A 19,802-nucleotide genomic window follows, 5' to 3' on the forward strand; every position below is an offset into this window, starting at 1 on the left:
ACAACCCCCGACAGATCGAGAAACGCCAAACCAATGATTTGGTTCATATGGTAAAAATTTTGCATCCCAACAAAGCGGGAAGCGTTGGTATCGGCAGGCAAGGGGAACAGCGTGACCGATACCGCGATGCAGATAGATCCGGCGACAATTCCGGGGAGCCAGTCGTCCCATCCCTGGGCGCATCCGTGGCCCGCATGGCGGGCGATCCTGTTCCGTGTCTACACGATGGTCGGCTATCACAATCTGACGCTGATGGCGGCAGGGGTCGCTTTCTACGCCTTCTTGTCGTTCGTACCGCTGCTCGGCGCGATCGTGATGACCTATGGACTGGTTGCCGACCCGTCGACGGTGTCTCGGCATATGCAAACGATCTTCGAACTGGTGCCGGCTGACGCCGCGCGCCTGATTTCCGATCAGTTGATTGCGGTGGTGACGACGGCGTCGTCACAGGCGGGATTTGGCCTAGCCATCGCGCTGCTCCTGTCCATTTACGGCGCGATGCGCGCAGCCAGCGCGATCATTCAGGCGCTGAACGTGATTTACGAAGAGGAGGACGAACGCAGCATCATCACCACGACGCTGCTGTCGGCGATGATTACCGTCGCGGCGATCGTCGCGGCGCTCGTCGGAATTGTGTCGGCTGGCGTGCTGACATGGATTCGCACCCAGACCGAGTTTCTGGGGACCGCCGGCGCGGTCGTCATTCAAGGCGCGACGTGGATCGTCGCCGGCAGCATTGCGAGCGCGGCTATTGCCTTCGCCTACCGCTATGGCCCCGACCGCGCACCGGCGCGTTGGCGCTGGCTCTCGGTCGGGTCGGTCGCAGCGACCGTGTTGTGGCTGCTGGCGACGGTGTTGTTCGGCCTCTATGCGGCGAACTTCGCCAATTACAACGCGACCTATGGCGCGCTGGGCGCGGTCGTCGTGCTGCTCATGTGGCTGTTCGTATCGAGCTTCGCGATCCTGATCGGTGCGGAGATCAATGCCGAGGCGGAGCGGCAGACCGCGATCGATTCGACCGTCGGCCATCCGCGGCCGATGGGCCGGCGCGGCGCACGGCTGGCCGATACGCTGCCGACCAAGCATCAGGCAAAGCCGCGCCGCGACCGTTATTGATCGACGGTGCGCTGTTCCATCGCGTCGGCGGCGGCCTGCACCCGCCCGAGCATGTCGCGGAGCACCTCGATTTCCTCGGCGCTGAACGCGGCGAACAGTTCCTGTTCGATCAACAGTGCCTTCGGTGCGACCTGTTCGTACAGAGCGCGTCCCGACGGTGTCAGTTGCAGCAGGTGCGACCGTTGATCGCCGGCATTGGCGCGGCGTTCGACCAGTCCGCGATCGACCAGCGCGATCGCACCGCGGCTGACCGTCACCTTGTCCATGCGGGTCGCCACGCACAGCGATTGCTGGGTGATGCCCTCGCTCTCGGCGATGACCGTCACCAGCCGCCATTCGGGAATGCGCAGCCCGAACAACGATCGATATGTCGATGCGATCGCGTCGGACACGCGGTTGGACGCGATGGACAGCCGGTACGGCAGGAAATCGTCGAGAAGCAGTCTTTTGTTCACGGTGTTGATTGTTGCCGCCCCGTCGCCGCCCGTCAACAGGCGCGGAACCGGTGTCAGGGGCGAAACGTACTGTTCATCCAATAACCGGGTCGGGGTCTCCGCAATGTTCAACTGGAAACACGAGGCGCAGGATCGTCTGCAGGCGATGCTGTTCGAGCATGTCGACGACCGCGCCTTCCCCTGTGTCGGTGCGAAATCGGCGATGGCGAAGGGGACGCTGGACGTTCTCGCCTGCTCGCGCATCGACAGCGCATGGGACGATGTCCGCATTCACGATGCGTTGATGCAACTCGCCGTCAGTTATCGCCGCGACCGGACGATGTATCGCAGCTTCGCCGTCATCTTCGACGGGCCGGACGATCTGACCGAAACCGAGTTCGAACATGCGTTATGGAAACGGGTCCAGTCGCTGTCGGACAAGGATGTCTGGCGCGGGCAGGATTATGACACCCGGGTCAGCGCCGACCCCAACAACCCGCATTTCTCGCTGAGCTTCGGCGGCGAGGCGTTCTTCATCGTCGGCCTTCATCCCCGATCGAGCCGGCCGGCGCGGCGGTTCGACCGGCCGACGCTGGTGTTCAACCTGCACGACCAGTTCGAACGCCTGCGCGCCGAGGGCAAGTACGAGACGATGCGCGAGAAGATCCTCGTGCGCGACGAGGCGCTGGCCGGCAGCCGCAACCCGATGCTGGCGCGCCACGGCGCGGCGAGCGAAGCGCGGCAATATAGCGGACGGCAGGTCGACGATCGCTGGTCCTGCCCCTTCCATTATTCGGGGGAAGGCGATTGAACATCGTCATCCCGGAACGCTCCGGCACCGCCTTCCCCCTCCGACAGGGCGAGACGCTGGTCGTGGTCGACCCGCGCGGATGTCAGGTCGCGGACCTGCTGGCGTTCAATGCAGATGATCTGGACGAGGTCATCTCCTCCGGGCGTACGCTCGATTATGCCGAGACGATCCGGCTGACGACCGGGCACCGGCTGTATTCAAACCGCAGTCGGGTGATGCTGGAGATCGTCGACGATATGGTCGGGATGCACGACTTTCTGTTGACGCCTTGCTCGTACGATACCTTCCATCATTTCTACCCCGACCTCCCGCCGCATCGTGGATGCTTCGGCAATCTGGCGGCGGCGCTCGAGCCGTACGGCATATCGCCCGACCGGATACCGGTGGCATTCAACTGCTTCATGAACGTCCCGATCGATGCCGCAACAGGAAAGCTGAGCGTCTTGCCGCCGATCAGCAAGGCGGGCGATACAATCACCTTTCGCGCGGCGATGGATCTGATCATCGGGTTGACCGCGTGTTCGGCCCCGGCATCGAACGGCGGCAGCTTCAAGCCGATCGAATACCGGGTCGAGCCAGCCTAGGCCGACAGGGTCCAGCACAGGAACGCGGCGGCGGCCAGCAGCGTGCCAAGCGGCAGGCGGTCGCTGGCCGCCGGACGCCGGCCGGCAAGCGCCATCACGGCGACGATCGCCAAGCCCGCGATCGATGCGATCAACAACACGGATGGCAATGCCCGCCAGCCGAGCCACAGGCCGATCGCACCGAACAGTTTGGGATCGCCGCCGCCAAGACCGGTTCGACCCCGGATCCGGCGGTACAACGTCGCCACCAGCGACAGTGCGGCAAAGCCCCCCGCCCCGCCGATCATCCGGTCGGTCACATCGGGCGCGATGCCCGCCGCGCCTCCGACCAACGCAGCGATGGCAAGGGCCGCCGTCAACCGGTCGGGCAGCCAGAACGCGGCGAGATCGATCGTACCCGAGGCCAGCAACAGCCAGCCACAAATTGCACCGGCGACGCCGTCGACGCCCGGCGCAACCAGTCCGGCAACCATACCGATCGTCGCACCCAGCAGTTCGGTAACTGGATGACCCGGCGCAATGCAGATGCCGCAGCTACGGCATCGACCGCGTAGCGCGATGTAACTGACCAACGGCACCAGTTCGCTGCCCTGCAAGGTTCGGCCGCAACCGTCGCACGCGGATCGCCCGACCGCTATCGACCGCCCCTGCGGCCAGCGGATGGCGAGCGTCGCGATGAAACTGCCGAACACCGTGCCAAGCACGCCGAGCAGGATCGGCCAGAAGGACGGAGGGAGCGCAGCGACCATGGCCCGCCCCTATCGGCAATCACCGGCATTTGCGAGGCGGCGGCCTTCCCCCTAGATGTGATAACAAACGAAACCAGAGTCCGTGGAGAGCCGCATGTCCGATCCCGTCGTCATCCTGTCCTATGCCCGTACGCCGATGGGCAGCTTTCAGGGGTGTCTGACCGATGCCAGCGCAACCGAACTGGGTGCGGCGGCGGTCGGGGCGGCGGTCGCGCGGGCGGGACTGTCGGGGGAGGCGGTCGAACGCATCTATATGGGGTGCGTCTTGCCCGCCGGCCTTGGACAGGCCCCCGCGCGACAGGCGGCGCTGGGTGCCGGCCTTCGGCAACATGTCGAGGCGACGACGGTCAACAAGATGTGCGGATCGGGAATGCAGGCGGTGATGATGGCCGCCGACACCATCGCCGCCGGTTCGGCCGATATCATCGTCGCCGGCGGGATGGAGAGCATGACCAACGCCCCCTATCTGTCGCAACGCCACCGCAGTGGCGCGCGGATCGGACACGACCGGTTGCTCGACCATATGTATATCGACGGACTGGAGGATGCGTACGAACCCGGCCGGCTGATGGGCAGCTTTGCCGAGGAAACCGCCGCCGCCTATGGCTTTACCCGCGAGGCGCAGGACGCGTTCGCCATCACGTCGCTGACCCGGGCACAGGCGGCGCAGGCATCGGGTGCGTTCGATCGTGAGCTCGTGCCGGTCGACATCACCGGCCGCAAGGGCACGACGACCGTGCGCACCGACGAACAGCCGACGCGCGGCGACGCATCGAAAATCCCGACGCTCAAGCCCGCCTTCGCCAAGGACGGTACGATCACTGCCGCCAACGCATCGTCGATTTCGGACGGGGCGGCGGCGCTGGTGCTGGCGCGGGCATCGGTCGCCGAACGGCTGGGCCTGACCCCGATCGCGCGGATCGTTGCCCATGCGGGGCACGCCCATGCACCTGCCCGGTTCGCGACCGCGCCGACATTTGCCATGCGCAAGGCGCTCGATCGGGCCGGCTGGGCGAACGGTGACGTCGACCTGTTCGAGGTGAACGAGGCGTTCGCCTGTGTCACGATGGCGGCGATGCACGATCTCGGCCTGCCGCACGACATCGTCAACGTTCATGGCGGAGCGTGCGCGCTGGGCCATCCGATCGGGGCAAGCGGTGCGCGGGTATTGGCGACGCTGTTGTCGGCGCTGGAAACCCGCGGATTGCGGCGGGGCATGGCGTCGCTGTGCATCGGCGGCGGTGAAGCCACCGCCCTCGCGGTCGAGATGGTCGTTTGAGTATCGGAACTTTCGCGCATCGTGCTGCGTAAAAGCGGGTCATACGGCGTGGCGAGGGGATGACGGTGGCGGATCGCGAAGATGTAGTGGGCTATGACGGCCCCGCCGGCGGGTGGGGTTCGGTCAAGGGGATGTCGAAAATCCTCGGCAAGGAACGCAACCGTCCCGCCGCGCTCGCCCAGCTTGCCCGCCAGAACAAGACCAAGGGCTTCATGTGCACCTCCTGCGCATGGGGAAAACCGGCCGAGCCGCACCCTTTCGAATTCTGTGAGAACGGTGCCAAGGCGACCCTTTGGGACCTAACCCCCAATCGCTGCACCCCCGAATTCTTCGCCACGCATTCGGTCAGCGAACTGAAGGGCTGGAAGGATTTCGATCTTGAGCATCAGGGGCGGCTGACCCACCCAATGCGGTACGATCAAGCCACCGACCATTATGTCGAATGCAGCTGGGACGAAGCCTTTACGGCGATCGGTACCGAACTGCGCGCGATCGATCCGAAAAAGGCGATCTTCTACGCGTCGGGCCGCGCCAGCCTCGAAACATCCTATCTCTTCGCCTTGTTTGCGCGGCTCTATGGGCACAACAACCTGCCCGACAGTTCGAACATGTGCCACGAGACCACGTCGGTCGCGCTGAAGAAGGTGATCGGTGCGCCGGTCGGCACCTCGATCCTCGACGATTTCGAACATTGCGATGCGATGTTCTTCTTCGGGCAGAATACCGGATCGAACAGCCCGCGCTTCCTGCACCCGCTGCGCGACGCGGTGAAGCGCGGGTGCAAGGTCGTGACGTTCAACCCGGTCAAGGAGCCGGGCCTGATCGCGTTCACCGATCCGCAAAATCCGTTCGAGATGGCGACCCGCAGCGAAACCAAGATTTCCTGCCAATATCATCAGGTCCGACCCGGCGGCGACGTCGCGGTCATGATCGGCCTCGCCAAGCATGTGCTTGCTGCCGAGGACAAGAACTGGGCGGAGCACAAGGTCCATGTCCTCGACGTCGACTTCATCGAACAACATACCGCCGGGTTCGCCGAGTTCGAAGCGATGGTCCGCGCCACCGATTGGTCGGATATCGAGCGCGAAAGCGGACTGAAGCGCGCCGATATCGAGGCAGCGGGACAGGTCTATGTCGAGGCGGATCGGACGATCGGCATCTACGGCATGGGACTGACGCAGCAGGTCAACGGGTTCGACAATGTCGTGACCTATGTGAACCTGTTGCTGATGAAGGGAAATATCGGACGCGTCGGCACCGGCATGTCGCCCGTCCGCGGACATAGCAATGTGCAGGGCCAGCGCACCGTCGGCATTTCGGAAAAGCCCGAGCTCGTGCCGATGGACCGGTTGCGCGAACTGTTCGGTTTCGAGCCGCCGATGGAGCAGGGCCACAACACCGTCACCGCGTGCGAGGACATTTTGAAGGGCGAGATCGACGCCTTCGTCTCGCTCGGCGGGAATTTCCTGCGCGCGATCCCCGATCTGGAGCGGATCGAGGCGGCGTGGCCCGACATCCGCCTGACCGTGCAGATCGCGACGAAGTTGAACCGCAGTCACCTGATCAACGGCAAGACGGCGTATCTCCTGCCCTGTCTGGTCCGGACCGAAGTCGACAAGCAGGCCGGCGGCGAGCAGATCGTCACGATCGAGGATACGTTCAGCCATATCCATGGGTCAATCGCCACGCATGAACCGGCGAGCGAGCATCTGAAATCTGAAGTCGCGATCGTCGCGGGAATGGCCAAGGCGACGCTCGATCCCAATCCGAAAGTCGATTGGGACGGCTGGACCGGTGACTATGCGAAGATCCGCGCATTGATCGAAGCGACCTATCCCGAAGAATTTCACGATTTCGAAGAACGCATGTTCACGCCCGGCGGATTCTATCGCGGCAATGCGGCGCGGGAGCGGGTGTGGAAGACCGACAGCGGCAAGGCCGAGTTCACCATTCCCCGGTCCTTGTCCGGAACGGCGATCGACGATGCGCCAGGCCGGTTACGGCTCGTGACGCTCCGTTCGAACGATCAGTTCAATACGACGATTTACGGCTATGACGATCGCTTCCGCGGTATTTCGGGAACGCGCGACGTGTTGATGATGAACCCGGCCGAAATAGCCAAGGCGGGACTGCACAAGGGGCAGGTCGTGACGCTGGTCGGAGATGCCGACGACGGCGTCGATCGCCGGGTCACGGGGCTGAAAGTCGTGCCGTTCGACCTGCCCGACGGGTGCGTCGCGGGATATTATCCCGAACTCAACCCGCTGATCCCGATCGGCTGGCACGATCACGCATCGAAGACACCCGCGGCGAAAGCGGTGCCGGTCCGTATCGTCGCCGGATGAACGCCGATGGAACAATTATTCGACGGTTCGACCGGGTGGCGCCGGCGGGGGACCGGACCGAGCATGACCGCGCCGTAGCCGTCGAAGCGCCGGTGGCGATCGAAGTGAACGGTCTGGGCTATGCGGTGCTGATGGCGACACCGAACGACGTTGGCGATCTCGCGCACGGCTTCGTGCTCGCCGAACGACTGGCCAATGGGGCTGACGAGGTCGTCGAGGTGAGTGCGCATGCCACCGATGCCGGCACCCTGCTGCGCGTGACGTTGATACCCGAACGGCACGAACGGGTCGCCGACCGGGTTCGGCACCGCGTTTCGGAATCATCCTGCGGTCTGTGCGGCATCGAGAATCTGGAGCAGGCATTGCGCCCGCTGCCGACCGTGACCGCGCGATCGACGGCGGGCGACGCGGCCCTGTTCGCCGCCGCCGCCGCGCTTCGCGATCATCAGCCGCTGGCACGGGCGACCGGCGCGACCCACGCCGCCGCGCTTTGCGCAGCCGATGGCAGCATCCGGCTGGTCCGCGAGGATGTCGGGCGGCATAATGCCTTCGACAAGCTGATCGGCGCGATGCGGCGGGGCAGGTTTGACTGGGATGGCGGCTTCGCCCTGCTGTCGTCGCGCTGCTCGTTCGAACTGGTCGAAAAGGCGGTGCTGGCGGGATGCCCGATGCTGGCCACGCTGTCCGCCGCGACGACGCTGGCGATGGATCGTGCCGCTGCGGCCGGACTGGCACTGCGGACGCTGGTGCGGTCCGATGCGATGCTCGCGTCATGACGCGGATTTTGGGCGCGATCATCGCCGGTGGCCGATCGAGTCGCTTCGGCAGCGACAAGGCGCTGGCTGCGATCGACGGACGTGCGCTGATCGACCATGTCGCCGACGCGGTCGAACCGCAGGTCGATGCGCTGATCGTCGTCGGGCGCACCCATGAAGGACTGGAGGCGGTGCCCGATCGCCCTGCCCCCGACCTCGGGCCGCTCGGCGGGATCGCGGCGGCGCTGCACCACGCCTGTGCCGAAGGGTTCACGCACGTGCTGACGGTGCCGTGCGATACGCCGTTCGTGCCGGGCGACCTGCGCGCGCAATTGTCGGCAGTCGGACCTGCCGCCTATCTGCCCGACCTGCCGGTCGTCGGGCTGTGGCCGGTCGATGCGAGTACGACGCTGCAGGCGGTGCTGCGCGGTCCGGGATCGCGATCGGTGCGGGCCTTTGCCGACTGGATCGGCGCGGAGCCGGTGACGGTTGAGGGCCAGATCGCCAACGTCAATACACAGGCCGATCTCGCGCGGCTGAGCGCGCAACGCGACTGACAGCGGGACACACCCGCGATATAGCGTGCCACGATGACCGCATCGTTCCTGATCCTGCGTATCGGCGACACCCGCCTCGCGCTGCCGATGACGGCGGTGCGCGAAGTGCTGCCGGTGCTGCCGATCGATGCGCCGCCGGGGTTGCCCGCGCCGGTGTTGGGCTTCGTGTTGTTGCAGGGCGCGCCGGTGCCGGTGGTGGCACCGCTGATGCTGCTCGACCCCATGGCGAGCGTCGGGGCGATCGGGCTGTTTTCGCATCTGGTTCGGTTGCGGGGCGACGGCCCCTGCCTGCTGGTCGACCGCGCGGAGGACGTCGTGCGCGGTGACGTCGCGCCGGTCGATCCGGAAAAGAGCCTGAATGCGGCGATCGTCGGCGAGCTACCGCTCGGGGACGAGGTTGCCCATGTGATCGCGGTCGACCGACTGCTGCTCGACAGCGAACGCGCAACGCTGGCGGCGCTGACGGTTGCTGCCGCCGCGCGTGCCGACCAGTGGCGCGCCGCATGATCCGCGACGAGGCCTTTGCCGAGGTCAAGGCGCTGGTGATCGCGCGTACCGGCCATCATTATTATATCGACAAGGAAGCGCAGCTTGCCGAGCGTCTCGCCCATCGCATGGCCGAGACGGGCGATACGACCTTGGCGGCGTATCTCGATCGGCTGCGCGATCCCGACCATGCCGAATGGCCGCTGCTCGAAAGCGCGGTGACGATCAACGAAACCTTTTTCTTCCGCTTCGCCGAACAGTTCGATGCGCTGCGCAACGTCATCCTGCCGCGGCTGATCGCGCGGAACGCGGCGGAGAAGCGGCTGCGCATCTGGAGCGTCGGCTGTTCGACCGGGGCGGAGGCGCATTCGATCGCCATCCTGCTGAGCGACCTGCTGGGCGAGGCGATCGGCGAGTGGCGGATCGCGCTGACCGGGACCGATATCGACGATGCGGCGCTGACGGCGGCGCGGCAGGCGGACTATTCCTCTTGGGCGCTCCGGACGGTGGGCGACGCGGAACGGGCGCGGCTGTTCGACCGGAACGGCGAGCGATACCGGCTGAAGGAGCGGTACCGCGCAACCGCGCGGTTCGAGCGCCATAACCTGTTGTCTCTAATCGACGGTACGGCGGCGCTCGGCTTTACCGAGTACGACCTGATCCTGTGCCGCAACGTCCTGATCTATTTCGCACAGGACCATGCGACGGCGATCGTCGGCGCGCTGGTCGAGCGGCTGGCGCCAGAGGGGTTGCTGCTGCTGGGTCATGCCGAGCCCAATCCGGGGTTCGATGCGGTGGCCGATGCGACGCAAGTGGCGGGTATCCTGGCCTATCGCCCGCGCGGGTCAGTCTTGCGGGTAACCCCGGTCGTTCCGCCGCCAGTGGTAGTGGCGCGGCCCCCTGCTCCGGTACCGCCGCCGATGCCCCGCGCGACAACCCGGCCGGTCGCGACGCCCAAACCGGTCGTCGAGCGGATGCCGGATGCGGTGGCGCGCTATTTTGCGGCGCTCGACGCGCTGGCAGGCGGGGACAGGGATTCGGCAGAGCGGGCGTTTCGCGATGCGCTGTATCTCGATGGATCGTTCGCGATGGCGCATTACCAGTTCGGGCATTACCTGTTGGCGCAAGGGCGGCAGCCCGACGGCAAACGCAGCCTGACCAATGCGTTGCGCGTCGCCGCCGCGCTCGATCCCGCCACCGAGCTGACCGGAGGCGACGGCATGACGGCGGGGGCGATGACCGCCGCGATCCGGCATATCATGGGACGTACGCGATGAGCGCGCCACCGATCGTCGCGGACGGGCTGGACGCCGATGCCATTGCGGCAGTGCTGCGGATGCGGCAGCGTGCGGTCTCGGGGGAGCGGATCGCGAGCGATCGACCGACCGAGACGCTGCTGGCGTTCGAACTGGGCGGGGTCGCGCACGGGCTGCCGATCGAGCAGGTGCGGGCGGTGGCGAAGGTGCCAAAGGTTACACGTGTGCCGCATGGTCCGGGGACGCTGACCGGGGTGGTCGCATGGCGTGGCGCGGTGGTGAACCTGTTCAATCCGGCGACCCTTCTGGCGCGCGAAGTTGGCACGGCCACTGCGATGATCGTCCTGCGCCACGATGCGCCGCGGATCGCGCTGGCGGTCGATGCCCTGTTGGGCGTGGTCCGCACACCGCGCGACGATGCACCGCCAACATTGTCGCGTCTGGTCGAAGGGGATGGCCAGCGGCTGACCCGCGTCGACCCGCCGCTGCTGATCGCACTGCTACTCCCCGCCCGTCTTCAGGAAGGATAAGGTTTGTCCGTCTCCACCCGGATCGCCGCCGGCTTTGCCGCCCTCACCGCGATCCTGCTCGCCCTCGGCCTCTATGCACTGACGCAGATCGGCGAGGTCCGATCGACCGTCGACCTGATCGTCGAACGCGACCTGTCGTCGATGGAGGAGCTGAACCGCATCGACCATGCCCTGTCGCGCAAGGTCGAACAGCGCGCGGCGCTGGTGCGCGGTTTCCTGACCGGCAACGGCACCGATACCCGCGAAGGCATTGCCGGCTGGCGGGCCGCGATCGACGATGCCGCGCGCGGCATGGCGGAACAGCAACGCGCCGCCGAGACATATCGCACGACTGCGGTTACCGGCCTCAGGTCCGAGCAATGGGCGCGGATGGCCCGGCAGCTGGGCGAGGCCGAGCGCGCGCTGGTCCGTACCCGCACCGATGTCGAAACGCAGCTGGCCGCCATCCAGGCGGGCGACCGCGCCGCCGTGCTGGCGGTGGATGACGATATCGTGCGCGATCACGCCGCGACGGTCGCCCGGGTCGGACAGGCGCGCGAGACGTTGAACGCCGCGATCGAAAAGGGCCGTGACGCGACCCGCAACGTGTACGACGCCAGCCGCGTGTCGATCGGTATCGGGCTGATCGTCGCGGTGCTGGTCAGCATCGCGATCGCGATCACCATCCGCCGGTCGATCGTCCGCCCCCTCGACGAATTCATGCAGTTCGTCGGGCGGATCGGTGGCGGCGACCTGTCGACCACGACCGACGCGACCGGCAAGGACGAGCTGGGTAAGCTGGGCCGGACGTTGAACGAGATGGTCGGCGGGCTGCGTACCATCGCATCGCAGAACCGCGCCGCGACCAACGATCTGAACGCCGCGACCACCGAAATTCGTGCATCGACGCAGGAGCAGGCGGCGTCGGTCGAGGAACAGTTGGCCGCCGTGCAGGAAACCGCCGCGACCGTCGACGAGATCACCCATAGCGGTGCGCAGATCAGCCGCCGCGCACAGGAAGTGATCGCGCAGGCACAGGCCACCGCGCAGATCAGCGACGCGGGGTTGAGCGCGGTCGGCGATACCGCGCAGGCGATGGTCGCGATCCGCGAACAGGCCGAAGCGGTCGCGACCAACATCGTCGCGCTGTCGGAAAAGACGCAGGCGATCGGCGACATCATCGCAACGGTCAACGACGTGTCCGAACGGTCGCACCTGCTGGCGCTGAACGCATCGATCGAGGCGGCGGCGGCGGGCGAACAGGGTCGCAGCTTCGCGATCGTCGCCGCGGAGATGAAGCTGCTCGCCGATCAGGCAAAGGGCGCGACGCGCAACGTCCGCTCGATTTTGGGCGACATTCAACGCGGGATCAATTCGTCGGTGATGCTGACCGAGGAAGCGGTGAAGCGCGTCGCATCGGGCAAGGAACGCACCGATGCCGGCCATGCCGCGATCGAGGAACTGGCGGCGCGGGTGCAGGAGAATGTCCAGACGTTCCAGCAGATCGTGGCGTCGACCAACCAGCAGCAGATCGGCATCGAACAGGTGACGATCGCGCTGCAAAATATCCGCGAGGCGTCGCAGCAGACCGCATCGTCGACCCGGCAGCTTGATCAGGCGGCAGGCGATCTGGGCGAGTTGTCGCGCACGCTGGTCGGGCTGACCGAACGCTACCGGCTGTAGGCCATGGACGAATTGCAGGCCGAATTGATGGCGGCGTTCGCGTCGGAGCTGGCGGAGCATATGGCCGGCATCCGCGCGGCGCTGGCCGATGCCGATGCCGGACGGCCGGTCGACCTGCGTGAGTTCAGCCGGCGGGCACACAGCCTGAAAGGCGCGGCGCGGGCAGTCGAACTGCCCGCGACCGAAGCGGCCGCGCATGAGGCCGAGGCGCTGTTGCTGGCAATCGAAAGCGGCGACCGCGCCATGGACGAAGCCGCCATCGCCGAATTGCGGATACTGGCCGACGCGATCGAGGACGGGGCCGCCCCGCCCGCCGCAGCGACCGACACCGAGCGCGAAATCGAACCCGAACGACGTGTCGCGATTGCCGGCCACCGCGTCGAACGGCTCGGCCGGTCGCTGCACGTCATGGCGACGCAGGTCGCCGAACAGGGGCAGGTCGCCGAGCGGCTGGACGCATTGTCGCAAGACCTTGCTACGCTGCTCCCTATGCTCGCCAATAGCGGCGATGGCGAAGCCGCGCGGCGATTGCGGCAGGCGACCGGCGAACTCGACCGTATCCGCCGCCTGCACGGTCGGCTGCGCGATGCGCTGGACCGGTCGAGCGCCGAGCTGGAGCGTGATGGCGAGCGGATGCTGTTGCAACCGGTCGCGACGCTGTTTGACGGGCACGAACGCGCGGTGCGCGATCTTGCCGCCGCCGAGGGCAAGATCGCCCGGTTGCAGGTCGCCGATATCGCCGGTGAAGCCGATCGCCGGGTGCTCAACGCGTTGCGCGATCCGCTGCTGCACCTGCTGCGCAACGCCGTCCGCCACGGGATCGAGACCCCGGCGGCGCGGCGGCGCGCGGGCAAGGACGACGCCGGGACCATCGCCGTCGATGCGCGGATCGACCGTGGCCGCCTAACGATCACGGTGCGCGACGATGGAGCGGGGTTGAACGACGCCGCGATTGCCGCACGGGCGCGAGCCGCCGGGCTGATCGCCGCCGATGCCCCGGTGCCGCGCGATCACGCGCTGCACGCGTTGCTGTTTGAACAGGGATTTTCGACTGCCGAACGGCTGGACGAGGTGGCCGGACGCGGCATCGGCCTGTCGGTAGTGGCCGAAGTCGCGCGGCGGCTGCACGGATCGGCGACGATCGCGCGCGGCACAGGTGGCGGGACGATCGTGGCACTCGCGGTACCGGTCGCGCTGACCCGGCGGACGCTGTTGCTGGTCGAGGTCGGCGACATGCGCCTCGCCCTGCCCGCCGATGCGGTACAGCAGGTGCGGCGGATCGACCCGGTCGAATTGTCGCCGAGCGGCAGCGACACGATGGTGACGATCGACGGCACGGCCATTCCGGTGAGCCGGCTGGGCGATATGCTGGCCGTGGCGCATTGTGCCCCGGCCGGCACCCTGCCCGCCGTGATGATCGCCGCCGACGGCGTCCGGCGGATGCTGGTGGTCGATGGCCTGAGCGACGTCCGCGCGCTGCTGATCGGCGATGTCGCGGCGATCGCCGCCGATGTGCCGCTGGTGCTGGGCACGATCCTGTTGAACGGAGAGATCGTGCTGGTGCTGGACCCGGTACAACTGGTGCGCGCCCGGCCGGGCACCGCCGCCCTGCCGATCGCCGCCGACGCCGCGCCCGAACCGCATGGCAAGACCATCCTGGTCGTCGATGATTCGATCACCACCCGCACGCTGGAGCGCAGCATCCTCGAGGCGCAGGGGTATCGCGTGCTGATCGAGGTCGATGGTCTTGCCGGGCTGGAGCGGTTGCGATCGGGCCTCGACGCCATCGATCTGGTCGTCGCCGATGTCGAAATGCCGCGGATGGACGGGTTCACCTTGCTGGCGGCAATACGGAACGATCCGGCACTCAAAACTTTACCCGTCGTCATGATGACTTCGCGCAACAGCCCCGACGATATCGAACGCGGCCTCAGCCTCGGGGCGGATGCCTATGTCACCAAACAGGATTTCGATCAGGGCAAGTTGATCGGCGTCGTGCAGCAGCTGATTTGACCCGCCGATGCCCGACCGCACCACCCCGGCCCGCGTGATGATCGTCGAGGATTCGATCGTCGTCCGCACGCTGCTGACCCATATCATCAACAGCGACCCGCGTCTGACGGTGGCCGGCGCGTTCGCGACCGCCGAGGATGCGATCGCCGCATTGCCGGTCGTGCAGCCCGACGTCATTTCGATGGATATCCGACTGCCGGGCATCGACGGGCTGGAGGCGACACGGCGGATCATGGCCGATCGACCGACGCCGATCGTCGTGATTTCCGCCAGCATGGACGGCGGCGCGATGGGCAACAGCATGGACGCGTTGCGCGCCGGCGCATTGTCGGTCGTCGAAAAGCCGGTCGGGCTGGGCGATGCCGCCTATTCACAGGTCGCACGCGAAATCCGCACGCAACTGGCGATCATGAGCGAGGTGGCTGTCGTCCGAAGGCGGATGTGGACCGCGCCGGTCCTGCCGATACCGACGACGCGCCAGCGTGCCCCGGCCGTGTTGCTGGTCGCGGCGTCGACCGGCGGCCCCCCGGCCCTTGCCAGATTGTTCGGGGCGCTGCCCGCCGACCTGTCGCTGCCGGTGCTGTTGGTGCAGCATATGGGGGCCAGTTTCATGACCGGCTTCGCGAGCTGGCTCGACAGCGTCGTGCCGCAGCGGGTCGAAATTGCCGGCCATGGCGACGTGCCGCGCCCCGGCATGATCCACGTCGCGCCGGGCGACGCGCATCTGACCATCGGCAAGGGCGGCACGATGCTGGTCGGACGCGCAGCACCGGTCAACGGCCAGCGCCCGTCCGCCACCCGCCTGATCGAAAGCGGGGCGACCGCCCTCGACGGCGCGGCGATGGCGGTGGTGCTGACCGGCATGGGCGAGGACGGCGCACCGGGGGTACAGGCGCTGCTGGCGGCGGGCGGGCTGGCGGTGGCGGAGGATGCGAGCAGTTCGGTCGTCTATGGCATGCCCGCCGCCGCACAGCGCATGGGCGCGCTGTCGCTGCCGCTTGACCTGATCGCGCCGCATATCCGCCGCGTGCTGGACCGGACGCGGTGATGGACGGCGCATTGATCCTGCTGGTCGAGGATTCGGAGACGCAGGCGCTGCAATTGCGGCGGATGTTCGAGCGAGCGGGGCTGCGGGTGCAGCGGACCCGCGATGCCGAGACGGCACTGGCGACGCTGAACGATGCCCGACCGGACCTGCTGGTGGTCGATTACCGGTTGCCGGGCATGAACGGCGACGAACTGGTGCGGATCGTGCGGCAGACGGGGGCGACGCGGACGTTGCCGGTGCTGATGCTGACCGGCGACGATGCGTCGGAGGTGGAGCGACAGGGCCTCGACAGCGGGGCGAACGCCTATGTGCCCAAGCGCGGCGGCGGCGAACTGATCGTATCGCGGATTCGTGCGCTGCTGCGCCAGACACGCGGGCGACCGATGGAGGACGGGCCGGCACCGGCGCTGCGGCAGCCGCGATTGTTCCTGCTCGATCCCGTCGATGCGAACCGCGATCCGCTGGTCGAACGGCTGTCGGCAGAAGGGTACCGGATCGAACGCTGTGCCGATCCGGCGGTGGCGCTGGCGGCGATCGAGGCGGACAGCGCCGATGGTATCCTCGTGATCGAGCGCGAGCGCAGTTTCGCGCTGTCGGCCCGGCTTGATGCATGCCGGGTGGCGCAGGCGAGCGGCATCGCACTGGTCGCGCTGACCGACGATGCCGAACCGGCGACGATGCTGGCGGGCCTTGCCGCCGGGGTCGACGATGTCGTGTCGCGGCGGAGCGACGGCGACATGCTGCTGGTACGGATCCGCGCGATCGTCCGGCGCAAGCTGGCGCGCGACGAAGAGGCCGCCGGCATCGCCCGCGAACGGGCGCAGGCGATCGCACTGGCGCAGGCGCGGGCCGAGGCCGATTCAGCCGAGCGGCTGGCACGGGCCAATGCCGAACTGGCCGGGGCCAATGCCCTGCTGCGCGAGACGCAGGCGCAGCTGGTGCAATCGGCGAAGATGGCGTCGCTGGGCGAACTGGTCGCGGGCATCGCGCACGAGATCAACAATCCGCTGGCCTTCATCCTCGCGCATCAGGCGACCGTGGAACGGGCGGTGGCGGGCGCGCGCGATGCCGACGACGCCAGGCGCGCGACGCTGCTGACCAAGGCGTCGGACCGGTTGACGTCGATCCGGTCGGGGCTGACCCGTATTCAGGAGCTGGTGGTAAAGCTGCGCCGGTTCTCGCGGCTGGACGATGGCGAGGTGTCGCAGATCGACATTCCCGATGCGATCGACGCCGTGCTGACGCTGCTGGCACCACGGCTGGGTACGGTGCGGGTCGAGCGCGACTATGGAGCGGCGCGGATGCTCGAATGTTCGGGGGCGCTGGTCAATCAGGTGGTGATGAACATCGTCGCCAACGCCGCCGACGCGGTCGATCCGGTGACCGGCGAGATCGTGGTCGCGACCGAATCGGTCGACGGTACCTACACCATCCGCATCGATGATAATGGCCCCGGCATCCCCGACGACCGGCGCGAGCGGGTGTTCGAACCGTTCTTCACCACCAAGGATGTCGGCTCCGGCACCGGGCTGGGCCTCGCCATCGCCTATGGCGTGGTGCGCTCGCATGGCGGCACGATCGAGATCGGTCGTGCGGCACGGGGTGGCGCATCGTTCGCGATCAGGATACCGGAACACGCGTAATGGAAACCACCGGTGCCCTGCCCCTGTTGCTGCTGGTCGATGACGAGCGCGAGATCCTCGTCGCGCTGACCGACCTGCTGGAGGACCGGTATCGCATCGTGTCGACCACCTCGCCGGTCGAGGCGCTCGGTCTGGTCGCGGCGCATCCCGACATCGCGGTGATCGTGTCGGACCAGCGGATGCCCGAGCTGACCGGCAGCCAGTTCCTGGCGCGCGCGCGGGCGGTGACCGATGCGGAGGCGATCCTGCTGACCGGCTATGCCGATCTGTCGGCGGTCGTCGCGGCGCTGAACGACGGTGCGATCAGCGGCTATGCCAACAAGCCATGGGATGCCGAGGCGTTGACGGCGATGGTCGCCGCCGCCGCCGAACGCCATGCGCTGCGCCGCGCGCTGGCGTTCGAACGCGCGGCGTTTCGCGGGCTGGCCGACGGTTCGGGCGATGCGGTGGCGATCGTCGATGCCGAGGGGCGGATCGTGCGCGGGGAGGATGCCGCGATCTTGCCCGACCCGCGCGATCTGGCGACCCTCGCGCAGGACCGGGTCGATGACGAGGATCGCCACCACCCGCTGCCCGGTGGCGACCGGTGGACGCATATCCGTCGCATCCCGTTTCAGGCAGGCAACGACCGCTATCTGCTACGGATCGAACGCGACGATACCGAACGGCGGCTGACGGAGCGACGGCATCACCAGTCGGAGAAGCTGGAGGCGCTCGGCACCCTGTCGGGCGGGATCGCGCACGACTTCAACAACCTGCTGGCGGCGATCATCGGCAATCTGGAACTGGCCGAACGACGGATCGACGATCGCGACCGCCTGAAACGCTATCTCGCCGCCGCCGGTGAAGCCGCCGGACGCGGCAGCGCGATCACCCGCCGCCTGCTGAGCTTCAGCCGGCAGCGCGATCTGGCCGCCGAAGTCTTCCGCCCCGACGAAGCGATCCAGTCGATCGAGGAGCTGATCCTGCGGACCACCGCCGGCCGTATCCGCGTGACGTACGACTTCGCAGAGGAACCATGGTCGGTGCGCACCGATCCGGGGCAGTTCGAGCTGGCGATCCTGAACCTCGCCATCAATGCGCGCGATGCGATGGGTGGCGGCGGCACCGTCCGTATCGCCAGCAGGCACATCGCCGACGCCGCCGCACTGGTGCCGGACCTGCAGGGACCGTTCGTCCGCATCTCGGTCGGCGATACCGGCAGCGGCATGGACGACGCGGTGCGCGCGCGGGTGTTCGAACCGTTCTTCACGACCAAGGCGCAGGGAGCCGGCACCGGGCTGGGCCTGCCGATGGTGCGGGCGATGGCGCGCGCGGCGGGGGGCGACGTCACCATCGACAGTGTCGTCGGTGAGGGGACGACGATCCATATATGGCTGCCCCGCGCCGAAACCGATGCGGCGGCGATCGCCCGCCCCGACCAGCACGACGCCGTTCCGCGCCGGCTGTTGCTGGTCGAGGACGATCCCGAAGTACGCGCAGTCGTCGCCGCACAGCTGGAAGCGGTCGGGCACAGCGTCACGGTACAGGGATCGGCGCGCGCTGCGGTCGATGCGCTGGAGGCGGGCGAACGGTTCGATCTGGTGCTGACCGATTACGCCATGCCCGACCTGTCGGGGATCGACGTCGCCAACCGGGTGCGGTCCTGCTGTCCGACCATGCCGGTGCTGCTGATCACCGGCTTTGCCGAAATCGGCGATTCGTCGATCGGGGTACCGGTGCTGACCAAGCCGTTCACCGGCGACCAACTGCACGCGGCGATTGCGGCGGTGCTGGCTACTGCCGACAACGCACGCGGCTGAACGGCTGGCCGCCGGTATCGATGGTCAGCCGGTTCCCGGCGACCGTCAGCGTCTGCGTCGCGGTCCAGCGTTCGCCCTCCCCGTCATAATCGGCGAGAATGCGGATGCGATCGGCACCAAGCGGTTCGACCCGCGTCACCCGCCCGGCGCTTTCGTGGAACAGGATTTCGTGCGGCGTGACCCTGACCCCCTCGATCGAGGCGGCGGGGCGGGCGCAGGCGGCGGCGTCGGTGTTCCAGTTGCCGGTAAAGCTTGCGGGGATCGTCGCTGCCGTCTCACCGGGCGGCGGCGCGGGCGTGCCGGTAAAGGCACAGCCGCGCACGGTCCGGCCGGCGAGCGTCAGCGTACCGCTATAGTCGCGCGGCGCGCCCGACATATCGTCTTCGCAAGCGGCGCGGGTCGCGGTGACGACGACGATGCCACCATCGTCGCGCGCGGTCCAGCTTCGGCGGTCGGCGGCGATGTCGCGATCGATGATCGGCAAACGCCGCTCTGCCATGTCTACGCCACTGAGAACGATCGTGTCGGCTGCGACCCGCGCGGAATAGAAGGGTTCGTTGGTCGCCACGGTGATCCGGTCGGGTACGGTCGAGGTGACCGGCGGTGGGACGATCGCCGCGGTCGAGCGTGGTGTGGGCGTTGCCGCCGGTGCGGAATCGCGGCGGTCGTTGCAGCCGGCCAGCACCAGCGCGATCAGCACGGCCGTGGTAGCGGTTCCCCGCAGGGGAACGG

General features: G+C 67.3%; 18 protein-coding genes. 15 read left to right on the forward strand and 3 right to left on the reverse strand.

Annotated elements, in window-relative coordinates; genetic code table 11:
• Window positions 1-111: 111 nt before the first annotated feature.
• A complete protein-coding gene (locus ASE90_RS01035; protein WP_235530487.1) occupies window positions 112-1,116 on the forward strand; it encodes a YihY/virulence factor BrkB family protein in 1,005 nt (334 codons plus the stop codon).
• Here the strand turns inward: ASE90_RS01035 and ASE90_RS01040 are convergent.
• A complete protein-coding gene (locus tag ASE90_RS01040; protein ID WP_055997029.1) occupies window positions 1,110-1,571 on the reverse strand; it encodes a MarR family winged helix-turn-helix transcriptional regulator in 462 nt (153 codons plus the stop codon). The genes ASE90_RS01035 and ASE90_RS01040 overlap by 7 nt on opposite strands.
• 103 nt (window positions 1,572-1,674) lie before the next feature.
• Between ASE90_RS01040 and gntA the strand changes: the two genes are divergently transcribed.
• A complete protein-coding gene (gene gntA, locus ASE90_RS01045) occupies window positions 1,675-2,361 on the forward strand; it encodes a guanitoxin biosynthesis heme-dependent pre-guanitoxin N-hydroxylase GntA (protein WP_055994748.1) in 687 nt (228 codons plus the stop codon).
• On the forward strand, window positions 2,358-2,945 hold the full coding sequence (locus tag ASE90_RS01050) for a DUF1989 domain-containing protein (RefSeq protein ID WP_055994751.1): 588 nt from the start codon (window positions 2,358-2,360) through the stop codon (window positions 2,943-2,945). The genes gntA and ASE90_RS01050 overlap by 4 nt, the downstream gene beginning before the upstream one ends.
• On the opposite strand, the gene ASE90_RS01055 is transcribed toward ASE90_RS01050, so the two are convergent.
• On the reverse strand, window positions 2,942-3,694 hold the full coding sequence (locus tag ASE90_RS01055; protein ID WP_055994754.1) for a prepilin peptidase: 753 nt from the start codon (window positions 3,692-3,694) through the stop codon (window positions 2,942-2,944). The genes ASE90_RS01050 and ASE90_RS01055 overlap by 4 nt on opposite strands.
• A gap of 94 nt (window positions 3,695-3,788) precedes the next feature.
• On the opposite strand from ASE90_RS01055, the gene ASE90_RS01060 reads away from it, so the two are divergent.
• From ASE90_RS01060 to ASE90_RS01115, 12 genes are all read left to right on the forward strand, one after another.
• Complete coding sequence (locus tag ASE90_RS01060; RefSeq protein WP_055994757.1) at window positions 3,789-4,973, forward strand: acetyl-CoA C-acyltransferase; 1,185 nt, start codon at window positions 3,789-3,791, stop codon at window positions 4,971-4,973.
• A 65-nt stretch (window positions 4,974-5,038) separates the two neighbouring features.
• The gene (locus ASE90_RS01065) at window positions 5,039-7,318 is read left to right on the forward strand and encodes an FdhF/YdeP family oxidoreductase (RefSeq protein ID WP_414888728.1); all 2,280 of its coding nucleotides are present in this window, start codon (window positions 5,039-5,041) and stop codon (window positions 7,316-7,318) included.
• Window positions 7,315-8,094 (forward strand): formate dehydrogenase accessory sulfurtransferase FdhD, encoded by a 780-nt coding sequence (gene fdhD / locus ASE90_RS01070; RefSeq protein ID WP_055994763.1) that lies wholly within the window; start codon window positions 7,315-7,317, stop codon window positions 8,092-8,094. The genes ASE90_RS01065 and fdhD overlap by 4 nt, the downstream gene beginning before the upstream one ends.
• A complete protein-coding gene (locus tag ASE90_RS01075; RefSeq protein ID WP_055994766.1) occupies window positions 8,091-8,630 on the forward strand; it encodes a molybdenum cofactor guanylyltransferase in 540 nt (179 codons plus the stop codon). Before fdhD ends, ASE90_RS01075 begins: the two co-directional genes overlap by 4 nt.
• 33 nt (window positions 8,631-8,663) lie before the next feature.
• A complete protein-coding gene (locus ASE90_RS01080; protein ID WP_055994769.1) occupies window positions 8,664-9,137 on the forward strand; it encodes a chemotaxis protein CheW in 474 nt (157 codons plus the stop codon).
• A complete protein-coding gene (locus tag ASE90_RS01085; RefSeq protein ID WP_082449495.1) occupies window positions 9,134-10,393 on the forward strand; it encodes a CheR family methyltransferase in 1,260 nt (419 codons plus the stop codon). The genes ASE90_RS01080 and ASE90_RS01085 overlap by 4 nt, the downstream gene beginning before the upstream one ends.
• Window positions 10,390-10,902, forward strand: a complete 513-nt coding sequence (locus tag ASE90_RS01090) for a chemotaxis protein CheW (RefSeq protein WP_055994775.1) — start codon at window positions 10,390-10,392, stop codon at window positions 10,900-10,902. The genes ASE90_RS01085 and ASE90_RS01090 overlap by 4 nt, the downstream gene beginning before the upstream one ends.
• Before the next feature lie 3 nt (window positions 10,903-10,905).
• Entirely contained in the window at window positions 10,906-12,564 is a 1,659-nt protein-coding gene (locus ASE90_RS01095) for a methyl-accepting chemotaxis protein (RefSeq protein ID WP_055994778.1), read from the forward strand.
• Between the two features lie 3 nt (window positions 12,565-12,567).
• Complete coding sequence (locus ASE90_RS01100; RefSeq protein ID WP_055994781.1) at window positions 12,568-14,577, forward strand: response regulator; 2,010 nt, start codon at window positions 12,568-12,570, stop codon at window positions 14,575-14,577.
• A gap of 7 nt (window positions 14,578-14,584) precedes the next feature.
• Entirely contained in the window at window positions 14,585-15,625 is a 1,041-nt protein-coding gene (locus ASE90_RS01105) for a chemotaxis protein CheB (RefSeq protein WP_200910763.1), read from the forward strand.
• Window positions 15,625-17,268 carry a response regulator gene (locus tag ASE90_RS01110; RefSeq protein ID WP_055994784.1) on the forward strand — a complete coding sequence of 548 codons (1,644 nt, stop codon included), beginning with the start codon at window positions 15,625-15,627 and terminating at the stop codon, window positions 17,266-17,268. The genes ASE90_RS01105 and ASE90_RS01110 overlap by 1 nt, the downstream gene beginning before the upstream one ends.
• Window positions 17,268-19,070 carry a response regulator gene (locus tag ASE90_RS01115; RefSeq protein WP_055994787.1) on the forward strand — a complete coding sequence of 601 codons (1,803 nt, stop codon included), beginning with the start codon at window positions 17,268-17,270 and terminating at the stop codon, window positions 19,068-19,070. The genes ASE90_RS01110 and ASE90_RS01115 overlap by 1 nt, the downstream gene beginning before the upstream one ends.
• Here the strand turns inward: ASE90_RS01115 and ASE90_RS01120 are convergent.
• On the reverse strand, window positions 19,045-19,770 hold the full coding sequence (locus ASE90_RS01120; protein ID WP_055994791.1) for a hypothetical protein: 726 nt from the start codon (window positions 19,768-19,770) through the stop codon (window positions 19,045-19,047). The two genes, ASE90_RS01115 and ASE90_RS01120, sit on opposite strands and share 26 nt — an antisense overlap.
• Between the last annotated feature and the right edge of the window lie 32 nt (window positions 19,771-19,802).

This window comes from Sphingomonas sp. Leaf67 (assembly GCF_001421965.1).
Classification (GTDB): Bacteria; Pseudomonadota; Alphaproteobacteria; order Sphingomonadales; family Sphingomonadaceae; genus Sphingomonas.

Excerpts from the sequence above, each read along its gene's own strand:
- ASE90_RS01080 (WP_055994769.1), top strand. The coding sequence starts at position 8,664 with ATGACCGCATCGTTCCTGATCCTGCGTATCGGCGACACCCGCCTCGCG.
- ASE90_RS01115 (WP_055994787.1), top strand. The coding sequence starts at position 17,268 with ATGGAAACCACCGGTGCCCTGCCCCTGTTGCTGCTGGTCGATGACGAG.
- ASE90_RS01055 (WP_055994754.1), bottom strand. The coding sequence starts at position 3,694 with ATGGTCGCTGCGCTCCCTCCGTCCTTCTGGCCGATCCTGCTCGGCGTG.
- fdhD (WP_055994763.1), top strand. The coding sequence starts at position 7,315 with ATGAACGCCGATGGAACAATTATTCGACGGTTCGACCGGGTGGCGCCG.
- ASE90_RS01100 (WP_055994781.1), top strand. The coding sequence starts at position 12,568 with ATGGACGAATTGCAGGCCGAATTGATGGCGGCGTTCGCGTCGGAGCTG.
- ASE90_RS01110 (WP_055994784.1), top strand. The coding sequence starts at position 15,625 with ATGGACGGCGCATTGATCCTGCTGGTCGAGGATTCGGAGACGCAGGCG.
- gntA (WP_055994748.1), top strand. The coding sequence starts at position 1,675 with ATGTTCAACTGGAAACACGAGGCGCAGGATCGTCTGCAGGCGATGCTG.
- ASE90_RS01105 (WP_200910763.1), top strand. The coding sequence starts at position 14,585 with ATGCCCGACCGCACCACCCCGGCCCGCGTGATGATCGTCGAGGATTCG.
- ASE90_RS01090 (WP_055994775.1), top strand. The coding sequence starts at position 10,390 with ATGAGCGCGCCACCGATCGTCGCGGACGGGCTGGACGCCGATGCCATT.
- ASE90_RS01075 (WP_055994766.1), top strand. The coding sequence starts at position 8,091 with ATGACGCGGATTTTGGGCGCGATCATCGCCGGTGGCCGATCGAGTCGC.
- ASE90_RS01060 (WP_055994757.1), top strand. The coding sequence starts at position 3,789 with ATGTCCGATCCCGTCGTCATCCTGTCCTATGCCCGTACGCCGATGGGC.
- ASE90_RS01085 (WP_082449495.1), top strand. The coding sequence starts at position 9,134 with ATGATCCGCGACGAGGCCTTTGCCGAGGTCAAGGCGCTGGTGATCGCG.